Here is a 14,784-nt window from a genome sequence, read left to right as displayed (position 1 = left end):
GACCTCATGCAATTGCAGCACTCCATCTGGCTGTTTCACGCCATCCTCGGCTGCGGCCTGGCAGCCTGGCTGACCTTGGCCGCCATCAACAACCTGCACGGCTTCCACGGTGCCGTCTGGGCCATCGGCAACACCATGCGCATGGACCCATTGCGGCAAGACCCGACCCTGCAAAGTCCGCTGCTGCGCCGCGCCCTCACATCACTGGCCTTGCACCGCCTGGCGCTGGTCGTGGTGCTGCTCTTGCAACTGGCAGCCGGCATCGCCGCCTGGGCCGGCGTGATCTTCTTTTTTACCGGCGGCCTGCCCGCTGCGCTGCCCTGGCTAAACCTGGCCCTGTGCGCCATGGCGGCTTTTTTGCTGCTGATGCATTTGGCCGGACTGTGGTTCGCCTACTGGATCGCGCAGGAAGGCTTGCAGACCACGCAGCTGGTACTGCTGCTATGGACCATGGCGCTGTTCGCCGTCTTTAATTTTTGACCTGAAAGACTTCACCATGCATACGAAAATCGCCGGCGCCTCTGCGCTGCTCATCACACTCGCCATCGCTGGCGTCACGCTGTACCCACGAACAGAATCGCATGCAGCCGATACCGCTGCCAACCCCGCCACCAAGGTGGCGCTGGTGCCTGTCGTCGCCGGCACGCAAGAGCGTTTTTTCACCGGCGTCGGCGAACTGGAGGCGGCACGCCAGGTACAGGTGGCGGCCGAGACGGGCGGAAGAGTCACGCACATCGCATTTGAATCGGGACAAAAAGTGGCTGCCGGCGCCGTGCTGGTGCAGCTCAATGACGCCCCCGAACAGGCAGCGCTGCTGCGCCTGCGCGCACAGCTGAAAAACGCGGAAAGCAGCTATGTCCGCACGCGCCAGCTGCTGGCCGACAAGGTCGCCACGCAGGAGCAGCTGGACGCTGCGCTGGCCACGCGCGATGCGGCGCTGGGCGAAATGCGCCAGACGGAAGCGCTGATCGCGCAAAAGAGCATCCGCGCACCCTTTGCGGGACAGCTGGGCATCCGCCGCGTGCATGCGGGCCAGTACCTCAATCCCGCTGATACTGTCGCCAGCCTGATCGACACCCAGTCGCTGCTGGTGAACTTCGCGCTCGATGAACAAAGCAGCGCGGCGCTGACGCCAGGGCAAGCCGTGCAAGTGCTGGTCGATGCGTATCCCGGACGCAGCTTCACGGCGAAAATCAAGGCCATCGACCCGCTGATCGCCCGCTCGCGCATGGTGCAGGTGCAGGCGGCGCTGGACAATCCGGCCGGCGCCCTGAAGGCCGGCATGTATGCCAATGTCAAAGTGGCGCGCAAGCCTGACAAGACCACGCAGCTGACGGTGCCGGAAACGGCCGTCACCTACAGCGCGTATGGCGACACTGTCTTTGTCGCGCAGCAGGATGGCAAACAGGGGCTGACCGTCAAGCGCGTGGCCGTCACCCTGGGTGAACGGGCAGACGGCAAGGTGGTGATCGCCAGGGGATTGCAGGCAGGCCAGCGCGTGGTCGCCTCGGGCCAGTTGCGGCTGGCCGATGGCATGGCCGTGCAGGCGGTGCCCAATACGCTGGACGAAGCGCCACGCGCATCAGGCCACGCCGGCAGCTAAGGAAAATCAACCATGAAATTTACCGATCTGTTCGTGCGCCGCCCCGTGCTGGCGCTGGTGATCAGCACCCTGATCCTGATGCTGGGCCTGTTCGCCATCAAGCAGTTGCCGATCCGCGAATATCCGCTGCTCGAATCGTCCACCATCACCATTGCCACCACCTATCCCGGCGCCTCGGCGGAACTGATGCAGGGTTTTGTCACGCAGCCGATTGCGCAAGCCGTGTCATCGGTGGAAGGCATCGATTACCTGACCTCCTCGTCGGTGCAGGGCAGCAGCAAGGTCACCGTGCGCATGGAGCTGAACCGCGACTCCACGCAGGCGCTCACTGAAGTGATGGCCAAGGTCAACCAGATACGCTACAAGCTGCCCGAAGGCGCGTTCGATCCCGTCATCGAGCGCTCGGCAGGCGACACTTCGGCCGTTGCCTATGTGGGGTTTGCCAGCGACAGCGTGCCGGCCGCGCAGCTGACCGATTACCTGGCGCGCGTGGTGCAGCCGATGTTTTCCACCATCGATGGCGTGGCCAAGATCACCGTCTTCGGCGGCCAGCAGCTGGCCATGCGCTTGTGGATCGATCCGGCCAGACTGGCTGCGCGCGGCTTGACTGCCGCCGACGTGGCCGACGCCGTGCGGCGCAATAACTACCAGGCGGCGCCCGGCAAGATCAAGGGGCAATTCGTCGTCTCGAATATCAGCGTCAATACCGACCTGGTCAGCGTGGCCGAATTTCGCGAGATGGTGATCCGCAAGGGCAGCGAAAAAGACAGCGCCTCGCTGGTGCGCCTGAAGGATGTCGGCACGGTGGAACTGGGCGCGGCCGCCACGGACACCAGCGCCACCATGGACGGCGTGCCGGCCGTGCATCTGGGCTTGTCCGCCACCCCGGGCGGCAATCCGCTGGTGATCGTGGCTGCCATCAATAAGCTGCTGCCTGAAATCAAAAAGACCCTGCCGCCTGGCGTCAAAGTCGAACTGGCGTTCGAGACGGCGCGCTTCATCAACGCCTCCATCAGCGAGGTGGTGCACACCCTGTTCGAGGCGCTGGTGATCGTGGTGCTGGTCATCTACCTGTGCATGGGTTCCTTGCGCTCGGTGCTGATCCCCGTCGTGACGATACCGCTGTCGATGCTGGGTGCGGCCGCGCTGATGCTGGCCTTCGGCTTCAGCATCAATTTGCTGACCTTGCTGGCAGTGGTGCTGGCCGTGGGCCTGGTGGTCGACGACGCCATCGTGGTGGTGGAAAACGTGCACCGCCATATCGAAGACGGCAAGACGCCGGTGGCGGCCGCGCTGATCGGCGCGCGCGAAGTGGCCGGTCCCGTGATCGCCATGACCATCACCCTGGCCGCCGTGTATGCGCCGATCGGCATGATGGGCGGCCTGACGGGCGCGCTGTTCAAGGAATTCGCGCTGACCCTGGCCGGCGCGGTGGTGGTGTCGGGCGTGGTGGCGCTGACCTTGTCGCCCGTGATGAGTTCCTTCCTGCTGCAATCGAAGCAGTCGGAAGGCCGCATGGCGCGCGCCGCCGAACACTTTTTTGCCGGCCTCACCAGCAGCTATGCACGGCTGCTGGACCGCTCGCTGCAGCATCGCTGGATCAGCGGCGGCTTTGCCCTGCTGGTCATGGCCAGCCTGCCATTTTTGTACCTGATGCCGCAGCGCGAACTGGCGCCGGTGGAAGACAAGGCCAGCGTGCAGACGGCCATCAAGGCGCCGCAGCACGCCAACCTCGATTACGTGGAGCGCTTCTCGAAAAAACTCGATGAAGTCTACCAGCGCTCGCCCGAAACCGAGTCGCGCTGGATCATCAACGGCACCGATGGCCCGGCCAACAGCTTCGGCGGCATCAATCTGTCGTCATGGGAAAAACGCAAGCGCAATGCCTCCGAAGTACAAGCGGAATTGCAGCAGGCCGTGGGCGACGTGGAAGGCATGAGCATCTTCGCCTTCCAGGATGCGCCCCTGCCCGGATCGAGCGGCGGCTTGCCCGTGCAAATGGTCTTGCGCAGCGCGCAGGATTACGCCACCCTGTTCCGCACCATGGAAGATGTCAAGCAGCGCGCACGCGACAGCGGCCTGTTCGCCGTGGTCGATAGCGACCTCGATTACAACAACCCCGTGGTGCAGGTACGCGTGGACCGCTCGAAAGCCGCCAGCCTGGGCCTGCGCATGCAGGACATAGCCGAATCGCTGGCCGTGCTGGTCGGCGAAAATTACCTGAACCGCTTCGGCATGGATGGCCGCGCCTACGACGTGATCGCGCAAAGTCCCCGTGAGCAGCGCTTGACGCCGCAAGCGCTGGCGCAGCAGTACGTACGCAGCGACGATGGCAGCCTGCTGCCGCTCGCTAGCGTGGTATCGATCACGGAAAAAACGGAACCGAACCAGCTGACCCAGTTCAACCAGCAAAATGCGGCCACCTTCCAGGGCGTGCCTGCTCCCGGCGTGACCCTGGGCGACGCCGTGGCTTTCCTCGATGGCGTGGCCAAGACCTTGCCGGCCGGCTTCAGCTACGACTGGCAATCCGATGCGCGCCAGTTCGCCACCGAAGGCAATGCGCTGCTGATGGCCTTTTTGGCCGCCGTGGTGGTGATCTACCTGGTGCTGGCAGCCCAGTACGAAAGCCTGACCGATCCGCTGATCATCCTGATCACGGTGCCGCTGTCGATCTGCGGCGCGCTGATACCGCTGGCGCTGGGCTACGCCACCGTCAATATCTACACGCAGATCGGCCTGGTGACCCTGATCGGCTTGATCAGCAAGCACGGTATCCTGATGGTGGAATTTGCCAATGAGCTGCAGGTGCATGAACAGCTGGATCGCGCGAGCGCGATCCGCAAGGCGGCGCAAATCCGCCTGCGCCCCATCCTGATGACGACGGCCGCCATGGTGGTCGGCCTGGTGCCGCTGCTGTTCGCTACCGGCGCCGGCGCCAACAGCCGCTTCGGCCTGGGCCTGGTGATCGTCTCGGGCATGCTGGTCGGGACTTTCTTCACCCTCTTCGTGCTGCCCACCGTGTACTCGTTCGTGGCCCGCAGCCATGCGGCCGACCAGAGCACGCCGCGCGCGCAGGATTTGTCGCAAGCGCTGGCGCAAGCCGAAACGCAGTAAGGAACCACCATGAAAAATTACCGTTACTTTTTATCTTGCGTGCCCGTGCTGCTGGCTGGCTGCGCCGTCACGCCCGCCTATGTCACGCCAGCCACGCCGGCCATCACGCTGGCCAGCCCCCAGCAAACGCAGTTTTCAGCCATCGCCAAGAGCGACAGCTGGTGGACGTTTTTTGACGACCCGCGCCTGTCGCAACTGATCGCCAGCGCCCTGGCACACAACCGAGATATCGCCCAGGCGCAAGCCAATCTGCTGGCCGCGCGCGCCGTCTTCGACGAGCGCCGGCTCGACGAGCTGCCCAGCGTCACGGCCCAGGCGGGATGGCAGCGCACGCTGCAGCAGGATACGCCAGGCAGCCGCGCTTCCAGCAGCAGCACGCGCGCCGGTTTCGATGCGCAATGGGAGCTCGACCTGTTCGGCCGCCTGGCCCATGTCACGCGCTCGGCGCAGGCGCAGGCCGATGCCGCGCAGGCCGATCTGCGGCAGCTGCAACTGACGATAACGGCCGACGTGGCGCGCAATTATTACGAGGCGCTGGGCCACCAGCAAAACCTCGCCTTGACGCAGGCGCAGGTGCAAAGCTGGCGCGATACGGTGGCGCTGATCGATGCGCGCATCCGCGCCGGCAGCGGCTTGCCGGAAGAGCGGCAAAATGCGCTGGCCAACCTGGCCCGCAGCGAAGCGGCGCTGCCGCCGCTGCAAGCCGCCTTGCGCCAGGCGCAGTACCGGCTCGATGTGCTGAGCGGCCAGGCGCCGGGCGCCATTGCGCTGGCGACGACCGTGCGCCAGCAGGCGCCGCTGGCGGGCCAGCTGCCCTTGGGCGACGTGAACCAGCTGATCAGGAACCGGCCCGACGTGGTGCGCGCCGAACGCTTGCTGGCCGCTTCCAGCGAAGACGTGGGCGCAGCCACGGCCGAGCTGTATCCGCGAATCAGCCTCGGCGGATTCCTGGGCTTTTTTGCGCTGCGCGGCAGCAGCGTATTGGACGGCGGCGCGCACGCTTTCGCGCTGGCGCCTACCGTCAATTATCCTGCCTTCCGCCTGGGCAGCGCCCGGGCCAGGGTACGCGGCACGCAAGCGCTGGCACGAGGGGCGCTGGCCCGCTACGAACAAACGATTTTACTGGCCCAGGAAGACGTGGAAAACGCCGTTACGCAACTGGTGGAAAACCAGTCGCGGCTAGCCTCGCTGCTGCAATCGGCGCGCCACGGCAGCGCGGCGCTGGATATCGCCAGCACGCGCTACCAGGGCGGCGCCGGCAGCTACCAGGCAGTGCTGGAAAACCAGCGCGCCTTGTACGATATTCGCCGCGATGCGCTGCAGGCAGAAACGGCGTCATACATCGATGCGATTGCCCTGTACAAGGCGCTGGGATGGGGGCAAACCATGTAGTGTTTTTGTACCTGATTTACACTGCCCAGGTCTCGTGCAGATGGCGCCACAGCAGCGCGCCATCTGCCGTTTTTTGATACACGACCGTTGAAAATCGCTCGGTGATTTCCGCACCGGGCAGCGACTGTATTTCGCGGTAAGACACGGTCGCACCAGCCGCACTTTGCTGTATCAAACGCTGGTCGGCGATCTCGATTTTCAAGCCTGGACGGCTGCCGCCAGCGCCACTGAAAAACGCCGTCAGGCTGGCGTGATCGAGCAGCTTGCCGCTGGTAGTCACCATCGAATAATCGGGTGAAAATCGGGCCAGTAGATCGGTGCACAATGCAGGGTCGGCGACCTCGCCACCGAGCCACTGGCGGATCAGGACATGGGTCGCGATCACGTCATCGAAATACGGATTGTTATCGTTCATTTTTTACTTTCCTGAGGTTGAAATACAAGGTGTAATACAGCGCGATTATCGATGCGCGCACACAGCAGCAAAGGCAGCACGCAGGAGGCGGCGGCCAGTGCAAAACACCAGTGAAAAACGATGCTTGCGCGAGGGTCTTCCGGGCTGCCGATACCGTGCAGCGCCAGCAGCAAATTGAGCAGCAGGCCCAGCACGGCGACACCGAGGCAAAAACCCAGCTGGCGGTTGATATTCCACACGGCGCTGGCCTGGCTTAATTGACTATCGACGATGCGTAAAAATGCCGTGCTTTGCGCCGTGCTGCTGCACAGGGCGCCGCCAAAACCCATCACCGCATAGGCGCCGGCCAGCCACGCCATCTGGCTGGCGGCATCGACGCGCAATAACATCAGCATGCCCGCCGCTTGCAGCAGCGCGCCAGCGATAAACAGGGGCCGTGGCCCCACCCTGCGATAACTTTTCCCCGTCAGCGAAATGGCAGCAAAGGAAGCGATCGCCCACGGCAGCATCAGGCTACCCGCCATCGACGCCGTCATGCCCAGCACGCCCTGCAAATACAGCATGGCCAGCAGGCTCACGCCCATGAAGACACCGGGCACCAGCAGATACATCAGCATGGAAATGCGCAGCAGCGGTTCGGCCACCAGCCGCAGATTAAGCAGCGGCGCCGGTTTTTTCAAGGCACCGCGCACATAGACGACGGCGCACACGGCCCCCAGCGCCAGCACTGCGGCACCTGTGGTCACGTCACCAGGAGACCCCAGCATGCTCAGGCCCAGCAACAGCAAGCTGATCGCCGCGCTGCCTGCCAGCAGGCCAGCCAGGTCCAGCGGGGGCGGTGCGGTACGCGGCGGATCGGCGCGCAGCCAGCGGGCCGCCAGCAGCAAGGCCAGCGCGGCAAACGGCAGGTTCAGATAAAAGATGGCGCGCCAGGACAGGCTGTCGACGATCAGGCCGCCCAGGGCTGGCGACAGGGCAGGGGCCAGCAAGCCCACCAGCATGATGACGGACGACAGGCCGGGGCGCTCGGCGGGTGCATACAGTTGATACGTCATGCTTTGTCCCAGCGGGATCAGCAAACCGCCACCCAGTCCCTGCAGCAAACGCCAGGCGATCAGCGCTTCGATGGACTGCGCCAGGCCGGCGCCGGCACTGGCGCACAAAAAGATCAGCAAGGAGCTTATAAACACGGTTTTGCTGCCATAATAAGCAGCAAGCCATGCGCTGGCGGGGATCACGATGGTCAGGCCGAGGATGTAGGCGGTGCTGATCCAGGCCAGTTGCGCCACCGATGCGCCGAATGCATGGCCGATGCCGGGATAGGCGACAGTGGTGATGAACATATTGACCAGGTCGACGAAAAAACCCAGCAGATAGATGGCTGCAACCTTTTTGCGATACTCCATGATGCTTCCGATGGCAAAGACCCAGCTTAAGCGCCACACAGCATTTGCGTAAGGTGCCAGCCCCGATTACACTGTCAAAAATATTTTGACAAACGCCAGACGACTTACTTCCGCCATGATCAGTCTCGACCGCCTTGCCATTTTTATCGCCATCGTGGATGCCGGTTCGCTCACAGCCGCCGCCGCCGTGCTGGGCCAGAGCAAGGCCGTAGTCAGCTTCAATTTAAAACAGCTGGAAGCGGAACTGGGGGTGTCGCTGCTGACCCGCAGCACGCGCAGCCTGGCCCTGACCGACGTGGGGCGGCGCTTTTATGAAGATTGCCAGCGCGTGCTGGGCGAAGCGCACGGCGCCATCGAAACGGCGCGCCAGGGCCACCAGGGCTTGCGTGGCACCCTGCGCATCACGACCACCGTCGAATACGGCAGCCGCACCGTGGTGCCCGCGCTGATTGCGTTTGCCGCCGCCCACCCGCAACTGCAGATCCAGCATTCTTCATCCTCCTCGCATGAAGACCTGATTTCCGGGCGCTACGACGTGGCCATCCGCATGGGTTCATTGAACGATTCGAGCTACCGCGCTTCGCTGGTGGAGCATTACGCGATCTGGCCCGTCGCCTCGCCCGCCTATCTGGCCAGCCGCCCCGGCCGGGCCATCGCCACCCTCGACGAGTTGCAGCAGGCGCGCTGGCTGGCGCACAGCCGGTTGCCATCCCCCTTGCGCTGGGACGTGCAGACGCCCACCGGTCCTGCCACCTTCGCCGCGCAGGAAGAAGCGCTGATGCAATCGGATTCCGCCTCGGCGCTGCTGGGCTTTGCGCTGGGCGGCTGCGGCGTGGCGCTGCTGCCCGACTGGCAAGTGGCGGGCGAGGTGCGGGCCGGCCGGCTGCGCCATCTGCTGCCCGACGTGGTGTTTCCGCAGCAGGGCGTGTACGCCGTGTATCCGAACACCCAGCATATCCCTGAGAAGGTGCGCGCCTTTATCGACTTTTTGCGCGCCTTCGTCGGTGAGCCGGCAGGCGAGGGCGGTTGACGCTGTCCCGGCCAACTGCCATCATCGCCAGATCTCCAGACCGTCATCACGCCAGCCATACACCATGCGCGCACCGAATCACCTGAACGCCTTGCGCGCCTTTGAAGCGGCGGCCCGCCACCGCAGTTATGTGCGGGCAGCCGAGGAATTGCACGTCACGCCAGCCGCCGTGGGCCAGCTGGTGCGCAGCCTGGAACAGGCGCTGGGCACGCCATTGTTCTTGCGTTCGCAAAGCGGGGCCGCGCGCCTGGAACTGACGCCGCAGGCCAGCCTGATGCTGCCCGATTTGCAGGCGGGCTTCGACTTGCTGTCGGCCGCCGTCGCCCGCGTCAAACACAATGGCGAACATGGCAGCATCGCACTGACGGTGCCGCCGTCCTTTGCCGACAAATGGCTGCTGGCCAGGCTGGAACGCTTCCAGGCCAGTTATCCACAGTACGATCTGCTGGTCGACACGAATGGCCGCCTGGTCGATTTCAACCATGGCCAGGTCGATGTCGGCATCCGCTATGGCAGCGGGCACTGGGACGGCCTGGTGGCCACGCGCCTGGCCGGCGACGACTTCTTCCCCATCTGCAGCCCAACCCTGCTGAACGGCGAACATCCGCTGCGCAGCGTGGCCGACCTGCGCCACCACGCGCTGATCCACGACGTCTCGATGCGCGGCCATCCCGTCTACCCCAGCTGGCGCAGCTGGCTGGCGTATGCGGGCGTGAACAGCCACAGTATCGACGCCGAGCGCGGACTGCAGATCAACGATTCGGCCGCCGTCATGCAGGCGGCCATCGCTGGCAGCGGCGTGGCGCTGGGGCGCAGCATGCTGGTGGAAAAAGACCTGGCCGATGGCCGCCTGGTGCGTCCGTTCGGTCCTGCGCTGCCCTGCGCATTCGCCTACTACATCGTGGCCCGCGCCGAGACCTTCCAGCGGCCGGCCATCGCCGCCTTCCGCGACTGGCTGCTGGCCGAAGCAGCGCCTGCCTGATACTGATACCGGCATAGTTTTTCTATGGCTGCGGCGCACATCATCTGGTTTGCCGGCGCCCTCCCGGGCAGCGATAGTGTGTGCATGGGCAGCGCAGCCGCGCCGCCGCCACTCCGGAACACACCATGTCCACTACCCAAGTCAGCTTTCACACTATCCGCGCCGATGGCGTCGATGTCTTTTACCGCGCCGCCGGCCCGCTAGACGCGCCAGTCGTCCTGCTGCTGCACGGCTTTCCCTCGTCCTCGCATATGTACCGCGAGCTGATCCCGCAACTGGCCACGCGCTACCGCGTGATCGCGCCCGACTTGCCCGGTTTTGGCTTTACCAGCGTGCCCGTCGAGCGCGGGTATGTCTACCGCTTCGACGCGCTGGCGGCCACCATGGAAGCGTTCGTGCAGGCGCTGTCGCTGAGCAGTTACGCGCTGTACGTCTTCGATTACGGCGCGCCCGTGGGCTTGCGCCTGGCAGCGAACGCGCCGCAGCGCGTGACGGCGTTCGTGTCGCAGAACGGCAATGCCTACCTGGAAGGGCTGGGCGATGCCTGGGAGCCGATCCGCCGCTACTGGGCCGATCCCAGTGTGGCCAACCGCGACGCCATCCGCCCCTTCCTGGAACTGGAAGCCACCCGCTGGCAATACACGCATGGCGCGCCGGACGCCAGCCAGGTGGCGCCGGAAGCGTATCACCTCGATGCGGCCCTGATGGCGCGGCCGGGCAACGCCGAAATCCAGCTCGACCTGTTCCTCGACTATGCATCCAACCTGGACCTGTATCCGCGCTTCCAGCAGTTTTTCCGCGACTGGCAGCCGCCCACCCTGGTGATCTGGGGCCGCCACGATCCCTTCTTCATTCCGCCCGGCGCGCATGCCTATCAGCGCGACAATCCGCAGGCCGAAGTGCGCCTGCTCGATACGGGACATTTCGCGCTGGAAACCCATGCGCAAGAGATCGGTGCAGCCATGCTGGTCCTGCTCGATAAAGCCTTGTCACATGAAACAGTGCTAGACAACTGAAACGATTTCCCAGGGCAAACGAACGACAGACAGGCGTTTGTCGTCCTAGACTAAGGCCATGAACCGCCAGCTTTGCCCGCCACGCCACCGTGCGTGGCGGGCAGGCTGCGGCCTCAGCGAATGATGTTTGTAGCTCAATCCTTCACCGATCGGAGACCATCATGGCACATACACTAGCGGCAGTATTCGACAACCGGGAAGCGGCTGAAAAGGCGCGCCAGAAACTCATCATTTCAGGCTATGCCGGCGACAAGATCCGCCTCAACGATAGCAGCAGCGACTACAGCGGAGCGGCCTCGGCCGGCGCCATCGATACCAGCCGTAACGATGACGGTTTTGTCGCCAGCATCAAGCATTTCTTTACAGATATGTTCGGCAGCCATGAAGACCGCCACGTGTATGCGGAAGCCATTGCACGCGGCCACGTGGTGCTGACCCTGTCTGGCGCCAGCGACGCCGAGATCGACCGCGCCAGCGATATCGTGGAAGACTTCGGCCCCATCAATATCGATGAACACGGTGAACGGTGGCGCGCCGGTGGCGAAGTGGGCGGCGGCCGAAGTGACAACCTCGGCAGCAATCTGAGCAGCGGCTGGGGTAGCAGCAGCCAGCAATCCTCGCTGTCCGGCGACCGGTTGCAGCAAACGACACCGCTGGGCACCGCTCCCCAGGAAGGCAATCTGAGCGGTGCATCACAGCAATTTGCCCGCGACGATACCGGCATAAGGGGTGGCGCATCGGACAATCTGCGTACAGGCAACGTGCGCAGCTATCCGCGCGCGGACAATCTGCCTGGCAGCAATGACGACGATGAACAGTATTACCGCCGCCACTGGGACCTGGCGTATGTGGACACCGGCGCCCGCTTTGAAGACTACGACCCCGCCTACCGTTACGGCCACTCGATGGCGGGCAGCGACAGCTACCGGGGCCGGCGGTGGGACGAGGTGGAACCCGAATTACGTTCCACGTGGGAACATACCTATCCACTGTCCACCTGGGAAAACTTCAAGGCCGCCGTGCGCCATGGCTGGGAAAGGGTAACTTCCTGAGCCTAGGTCAGCTGCAGGAAGTGGTTGAGGATATGAAAATGGTCCTCGAAGAACTGCTCTTCCATCGCCAGCAGCGAAGCCACCGGCACCCATTGCGCCAGCGCCGCATCGTCGGCCGCCGTCACGGAAGGCAGCTGCGTAGTCTGCAGATCGAAGTAATGCGCATGGGTGATGGTGCGCCCGCGCTGGCTGCGGTCGGGGTGGTCGAACACGGCCACGCCCACCAGCGCCTCGATCAGGGTGGGCGCCAGCACGCCCAGCTGGGTTTCTTCGGCCAGTTCGCGCAGCGCACCCTGCAACAGGCGTTCACGCGGTTCCAGGAAACCGCCGGGCAAGGCCCATAAATCCTTGCCCGGATAACCGCCACGCCGCACCAGCAGCACGTGGCCCGCCGTCTGCACCAGCGCATCCACGGTGCAAAAGATGGGCGCATATGGCGCGCTCTTCCAGCGCGTTTTATACGCTTCGATGGCGCGGTGTTCCAGCACCAGCGGCGGGTACCACGGCAACAAAGTCCAGGCGCGCAGGTACTGGCTGATGGCCGGTGGCAGCAGCTGCGCCACGGCGCCCAGCGAGACATCGATATTTTCCGCCTCGAACAGCACGTTGCGGATGGCCGTCGCACCGATCGGCACGCCCGCATCGACTTCCTGGTTCAGCAACTGCCATTGGGGAAAGTGGCGCAGATAATAGCTGGTGGCGTCCTTGAAGCAGGCCACCAGGGTCACGCGCTGGACCTTCGGCACGGCGCCCGCCACGGCACGCCGCACGGCATCGGCCCACAAGGTATCGTCGTAATAATCGCGCACGGCCACGTAGCGCACGCGCTCGCGCTGCGCTTCGGGTAATGTCGCGGCAATCATGGCGGCGCGTTCCTGCCAGGTGAACGGATTCTTCGGACTGCGCGCATGGAAGGCCGAGCCCAGTACCACCACCACCGTGGGCGCGGTGGCCAGCGCCGCCCGCAGCAAACCCGCATGGCCATTGTGAAACGGCTGAAAACGGCCGATCAGGATGGCTGCATCAAAAGCGTCTTTCATGCTTCGTCTCCCGTCGGGTAGTGGGCGGCGATCGGCATTTGCCGGCCGCTGCCGAAAGCGCGCGAACGCACGCGGATGATGGGTGCCGCCTGGCGCCGCTTGTATTCATTGCGCGCCACCAGGCCCAGTATACGCGTCACCAGGCGCCGGCCATCTTCCGTTTCGCGCAGCTGGTCGACAAAGCACAGCGCTTGCCCGCTTTCGGCGGCCGGCAGGCGCTTGCCCTCGATATGCCATTTTAAAATTTCATCGAGCACGGGGTAGGGCGGCAAGCTGTCGGTGTCGCGCTGGCCCGGCGCCAGTTCGGCCGATGGCGGCTTGTCCAGCACGGCGACGGGGATCAGTTCGCGCCCGGCGCTGGCATTCAGATGGCGCGACAGGGTAAACACTTCCGTCTTGTACAGGTCGCCGATCAGTCCCAGGCCGCCATTCGTGTCGCCATACAGGGTGCAGTAGCCCACCGAGATTTCACTCTTGTTGCCGGTGGTCAGCAGCAGCGCGCCAAACGCATTCGAGTACTCCATCAGGATGGTACCGCGCACGCGTGCCTGCAGGTTTTCCAGCGGCAGCCCCTGCAGCTTGCCATCGAAGGCGGCCGCATAACCGGCTTCATACTGGGCCACGATGTCGCGGATCGGGTGGGTGTAAAGCGTGATGCCCAGGTTGGCGCACAGGGCCACGGAATCGGTGACGGAGCCGGCGCTGGAAAACACGGACGGCATGGTGATGCCCACCACGTTCTCGGCGCCCAGCGCTTCGGCGGCCAGCGCCAGGGTCAGGGCCGAATCGATGCCGCCCGAGCAGCCGACGACCACCTTTTTGAAACCGCAGCGGCGCGCATAGTCGCGCAAACCCAGCACGATCTGGCGGCGGGCAAATTCCACGGCGGGGATGCCAGCCGGATCGGGCACGGGAAACGGCTGGCCATCGGTGCGGGTAAACCGGCCGCCGTCAAAACGCAGCAGCTGGAAGTCTTCGACGAAACGGGCCGCTTCAAACTGCAGCCCCTGTTGCGGCGAGATGGCGAACGAGGCGCCGTCGAACACCAGCTGGTCCTGGCCGCCCACCTGGTTGACGAACAGCAGCGGCAAGTCCTGGTGCGCGCAGGCGGCGCCAAACACGGCGTGGCGCAAGGCCCGCTTGCCGATGTCCGACGGGCTGGCGTTGATGCTGACGATCAGGTCCGGGCGCGCCGCGTGCAAGGCTTCAAACGGGTTGACGGTGTAATCGCGGCCGCTGTCATTCCAGCCATCTTCGCAAATCATGAAGCCGACTCTGGTGCCGGCCACGTCCAAGGTGCAGGCAGTCGCTGGCCCCGGTTCGAAATGGCGGCCTTCGTCGAAGATGCCGTAGGTGGGCAGCAGCTGCTTGTAGTATTCGGCCACGATGCGCCCGTCCTGGATCGCCAGCAGCGCATTATGCAGCGGCTTGCCGGGACCGTGGTTGCGGCGCGCCGTGCCCAGCACCGTCACCAGCGCCGGCCAGCGTTTGGATGCCTGCAGCACAGTGTCGAGCGCCTGTTCCAGCCCGTACAGGAAGGCCGCATCTTCGAACAGGTCGCCCGGGTAATACGCGCACAGCGACAACTCGGAAAACACCACCATCTGCGCGCCGCCCTTGCTGGCGCGGCCCATGCGGTCGATGATGGCGGCGGCGTTGCCGTCAAAATCGCCCACCGTGAAATTCAGTTGGGCGATGGCGATATGGGGCATGGTGTTTCCTTCTTCAGCGAAT

Annotated in this window: 12 protein-coding genes; 8 read left to right on the top strand and 4 right to left on the bottom strand. The window is 64.4% G+C overall.

Annotated elements, in window-relative coordinates; genetic code table 11:
• Window positions 1-6: 6 nt before the first annotated feature.
• From ACL9RI_RS19305 to ACL9RI_RS19290, 4 genes are read left to right on the top strand one after another with little or no spacing between them, the layout of a single operon-like run.
• On the top strand, window positions 7-480 hold the full coding sequence (locus tag ACL9RI_RS19305; protein WP_422728113.1) for a DUF2165 family protein: 474 nt from the start codon (window positions 7-9) through the stop codon (window positions 478-480).
• Between the two features lie 16 nt (window positions 481-496).
• Window positions 497-1,603: an efflux RND transporter periplasmic adaptor subunit gene (locus tag ACL9RI_RS19300; protein ID WP_422728112.1), complete on the top strand. Its 1,107-nt coding sequence runs from the start codon at window positions 497-499 to the stop codon at window positions 1,601-1,603.
• A 12-nt stretch (window positions 1,604-1,615) separates the two neighbouring features.
• On the top strand, window positions 1,616-4,717 hold the full coding sequence (locus ACL9RI_RS19295) for a MexW/MexI family multidrug efflux RND transporter permease subunit (protein WP_422728111.1): 3,102 nt from the start codon (window positions 1,616-1,618) through the stop codon (window positions 4,715-4,717).
• A 9-nt stretch (window positions 4,718-4,726) separates the two neighbouring features.
• Window positions 4,727-6,109: an efflux transporter outer membrane subunit gene (locus tag ACL9RI_RS19290; RefSeq protein ID WP_422728110.1), complete on the top strand. Its 1,383-nt coding sequence runs from the start codon at window positions 4,727-4,729 to the stop codon at window positions 6,107-6,109.
• A 16-nt stretch (window positions 6,110-6,125) separates the two neighbouring features.
• Here ACL9RI_RS19290 and ACL9RI_RS19285 read toward each other — a convergent pair whose 3' ends face one another.
• Together ACL9RI_RS19285 and ACL9RI_RS19280 are read right to left on the bottom strand one after the other, a co-directional pair.
• Window positions 6,126-6,524 carry a DUF4440 domain-containing protein gene (locus ACL9RI_RS19285; protein ID WP_422728109.1) on the bottom strand — a complete coding sequence of 133 codons (399 nt, stop codon included), beginning with the start codon at window positions 6,522-6,524 and terminating at the stop codon, window positions 6,126-6,128.
• Window positions 6,521-7,930, bottom strand: coding sequence for an MFS transporter (locus ACL9RI_RS19280; protein WP_422728108.1), 1,410 nt, complete (start codon window positions 7,928-7,930; stop codon window positions 6,521-6,523). Before ACL9RI_RS19280 ends, ACL9RI_RS19285 begins: the two co-directional genes overlap by 4 nt.
• Before the next feature lie 115 nt (window positions 7,931-8,045).
• Here ACL9RI_RS19280 and ACL9RI_RS19275 point away from each other — a divergent pair, with 115 nt between their 5' ends.
• The 4 genes from ACL9RI_RS19275 to ACL9RI_RS19260 all read left to right on the top strand — a co-directional run bounded on the left by ACL9RI_RS19275 (window position 8,046) and on the right by ACL9RI_RS19260 (window position 12,010).
• Window positions 8,046-8,960: a LysR family transcriptional regulator gene (locus ACL9RI_RS19275; protein ID WP_422728107.1), complete on the top strand. Its 915-nt coding sequence runs from the start codon at window positions 8,046-8,048 to the stop codon at window positions 8,958-8,960.
• Between the two features lie 64 nt (window positions 8,961-9,024).
• On the top strand, window positions 9,025-9,942 hold the full coding sequence (gcvA, locus tag ACL9RI_RS19270; protein ID WP_422728106.1) for a transcriptional regulator GcvA: 918 nt from the start codon (window positions 9,025-9,027) through the stop codon (window positions 9,940-9,942).
• Between the two features lie 125 nt (window positions 9,943-10,067).
• On the top strand, window positions 10,068-10,958 hold the full coding sequence (locus ACL9RI_RS19265) for an alpha/beta fold hydrolase (protein WP_422728105.1): 891 nt from the start codon (window positions 10,068-10,070) through the stop codon (window positions 10,956-10,958).
• Between the two features lie 161 nt (window positions 10,959-11,119).
• Window positions 11,120-12,010, top strand: a complete 891-nt coding sequence (locus ACL9RI_RS19260) for a hypothetical protein (RefSeq protein ID WP_422728104.1) — start codon at window positions 11,120-11,122, stop codon at window positions 12,008-12,010.
• A gap of 2 nt (window positions 12,011-12,012) precedes the next feature.
• Here ACL9RI_RS19260 and ACL9RI_RS19255 read toward each other — a convergent pair whose 3' ends face one another.
• Both ACL9RI_RS19255 and ACL9RI_RS19250 read right to left on the bottom strand, forming a co-directional pair.
• Entirely contained in the window at window positions 12,013-13,050 is a 1,038-nt protein-coding gene (locus ACL9RI_RS19255; RefSeq protein WP_422728103.1) for a bifunctional nicotinamide-nucleotide adenylyltransferase/Nudix hydroxylase, read from the bottom strand.
• A complete protein-coding gene (locus ACL9RI_RS19250) occupies window positions 13,047-14,762 on the bottom strand; it encodes an NAD+ synthase (protein WP_422728102.1) in 1,716 nt (571 codons plus the stop codon). The genes ACL9RI_RS19255 and ACL9RI_RS19250 overlap by 4 nt, the downstream gene beginning before the upstream one ends.
• Window positions 14,763-14,784 lie beyond the last annotated feature (22 nt).

The organism is Janthinobacterium sp. Mn2066, assembly GCF_049319705.1.
Lineage (GTDB): Bacteria > Pseudomonadota > Gammaproteobacteria > Burkholderiales > Burkholderiaceae_D > Janthinobacterium.
The sequence above is the reverse complement of the archived record's forward strand: the minus strand, read 5'-3'. Positions and strand labels throughout refer to the sequence as shown.

Coding starts and splice junctions, on each gene's coding strand:
- ACL9RI_RS19305 (WP_422728113.1), top strand. CDS start 7: ATGCAATTGCAGCACTCCATCTGGCTGTTTCACGCCATCCTCGGCTGC.
- ACL9RI_RS19265 (WP_422728105.1), top strand. CDS start 10,068: ATGTCCACTACCCAAGTCAGCTTTCACACTATCCGCGCCGATGGCGTC.
- ACL9RI_RS19295 (WP_422728111.1), top strand. CDS start 1,616: ATGAAATTTACCGATCTGTTCGTGCGCCGCCCCGTGCTGGCGCTGGTG.
- ACL9RI_RS19300 (WP_422728112.1), top strand. CDS start 497: ATGCATACGAAAATCGCCGGCGCCTCTGCGCTGCTCATCACACTCGCC.
- ACL9RI_RS19290 (WP_422728110.1), top strand. CDS start 4,727: ATGAAAAATTACCGTTACTTTTTATCTTGCGTGCCCGTGCTGCTGGCT.
- ACL9RI_RS19285 (WP_422728109.1), bottom strand. CDS start 6,524: ATGAACGATAACAATCCGTATTTCGATGACGTGATCGCGACCCATGTC.
- ACL9RI_RS19260 (WP_422728104.1), top strand. CDS start 11,120: ATGGCACATACACTAGCGGCAGTATTCGACAACCGGGAAGCGGCTGAA.
- gcvA (WP_422728106.1), top strand. CDS start 9,025: ATGCGCGCACCGAATCACCTGAACGCCTTGCGCGCCTTTGAAGCGGCG.
- ACL9RI_RS19280 (WP_422728108.1), bottom strand. CDS start 7,930: ATGGAGTATCGCAAAAAGGTTGCAGCCATCTATCTGCTGGGTTTTTTC.
- ACL9RI_RS19275 (WP_422728107.1), top strand. CDS start 8,046: ATGATCAGTCTCGACCGCCTTGCCATTTTTATCGCCATCGTGGATGCC.
- ACL9RI_RS19250 (WP_422728102.1), bottom strand. CDS start 14,762: ATGCCCCATATCGCCATCGCCCAACTGAATTTCACGGTGGGCGATTTT.
- ACL9RI_RS19255 (WP_422728103.1), bottom strand. CDS start 13,050: ATGAAAGACGCTTTTGATGCAGCCATCCTGATCGGCCGTTTTCAGCCG.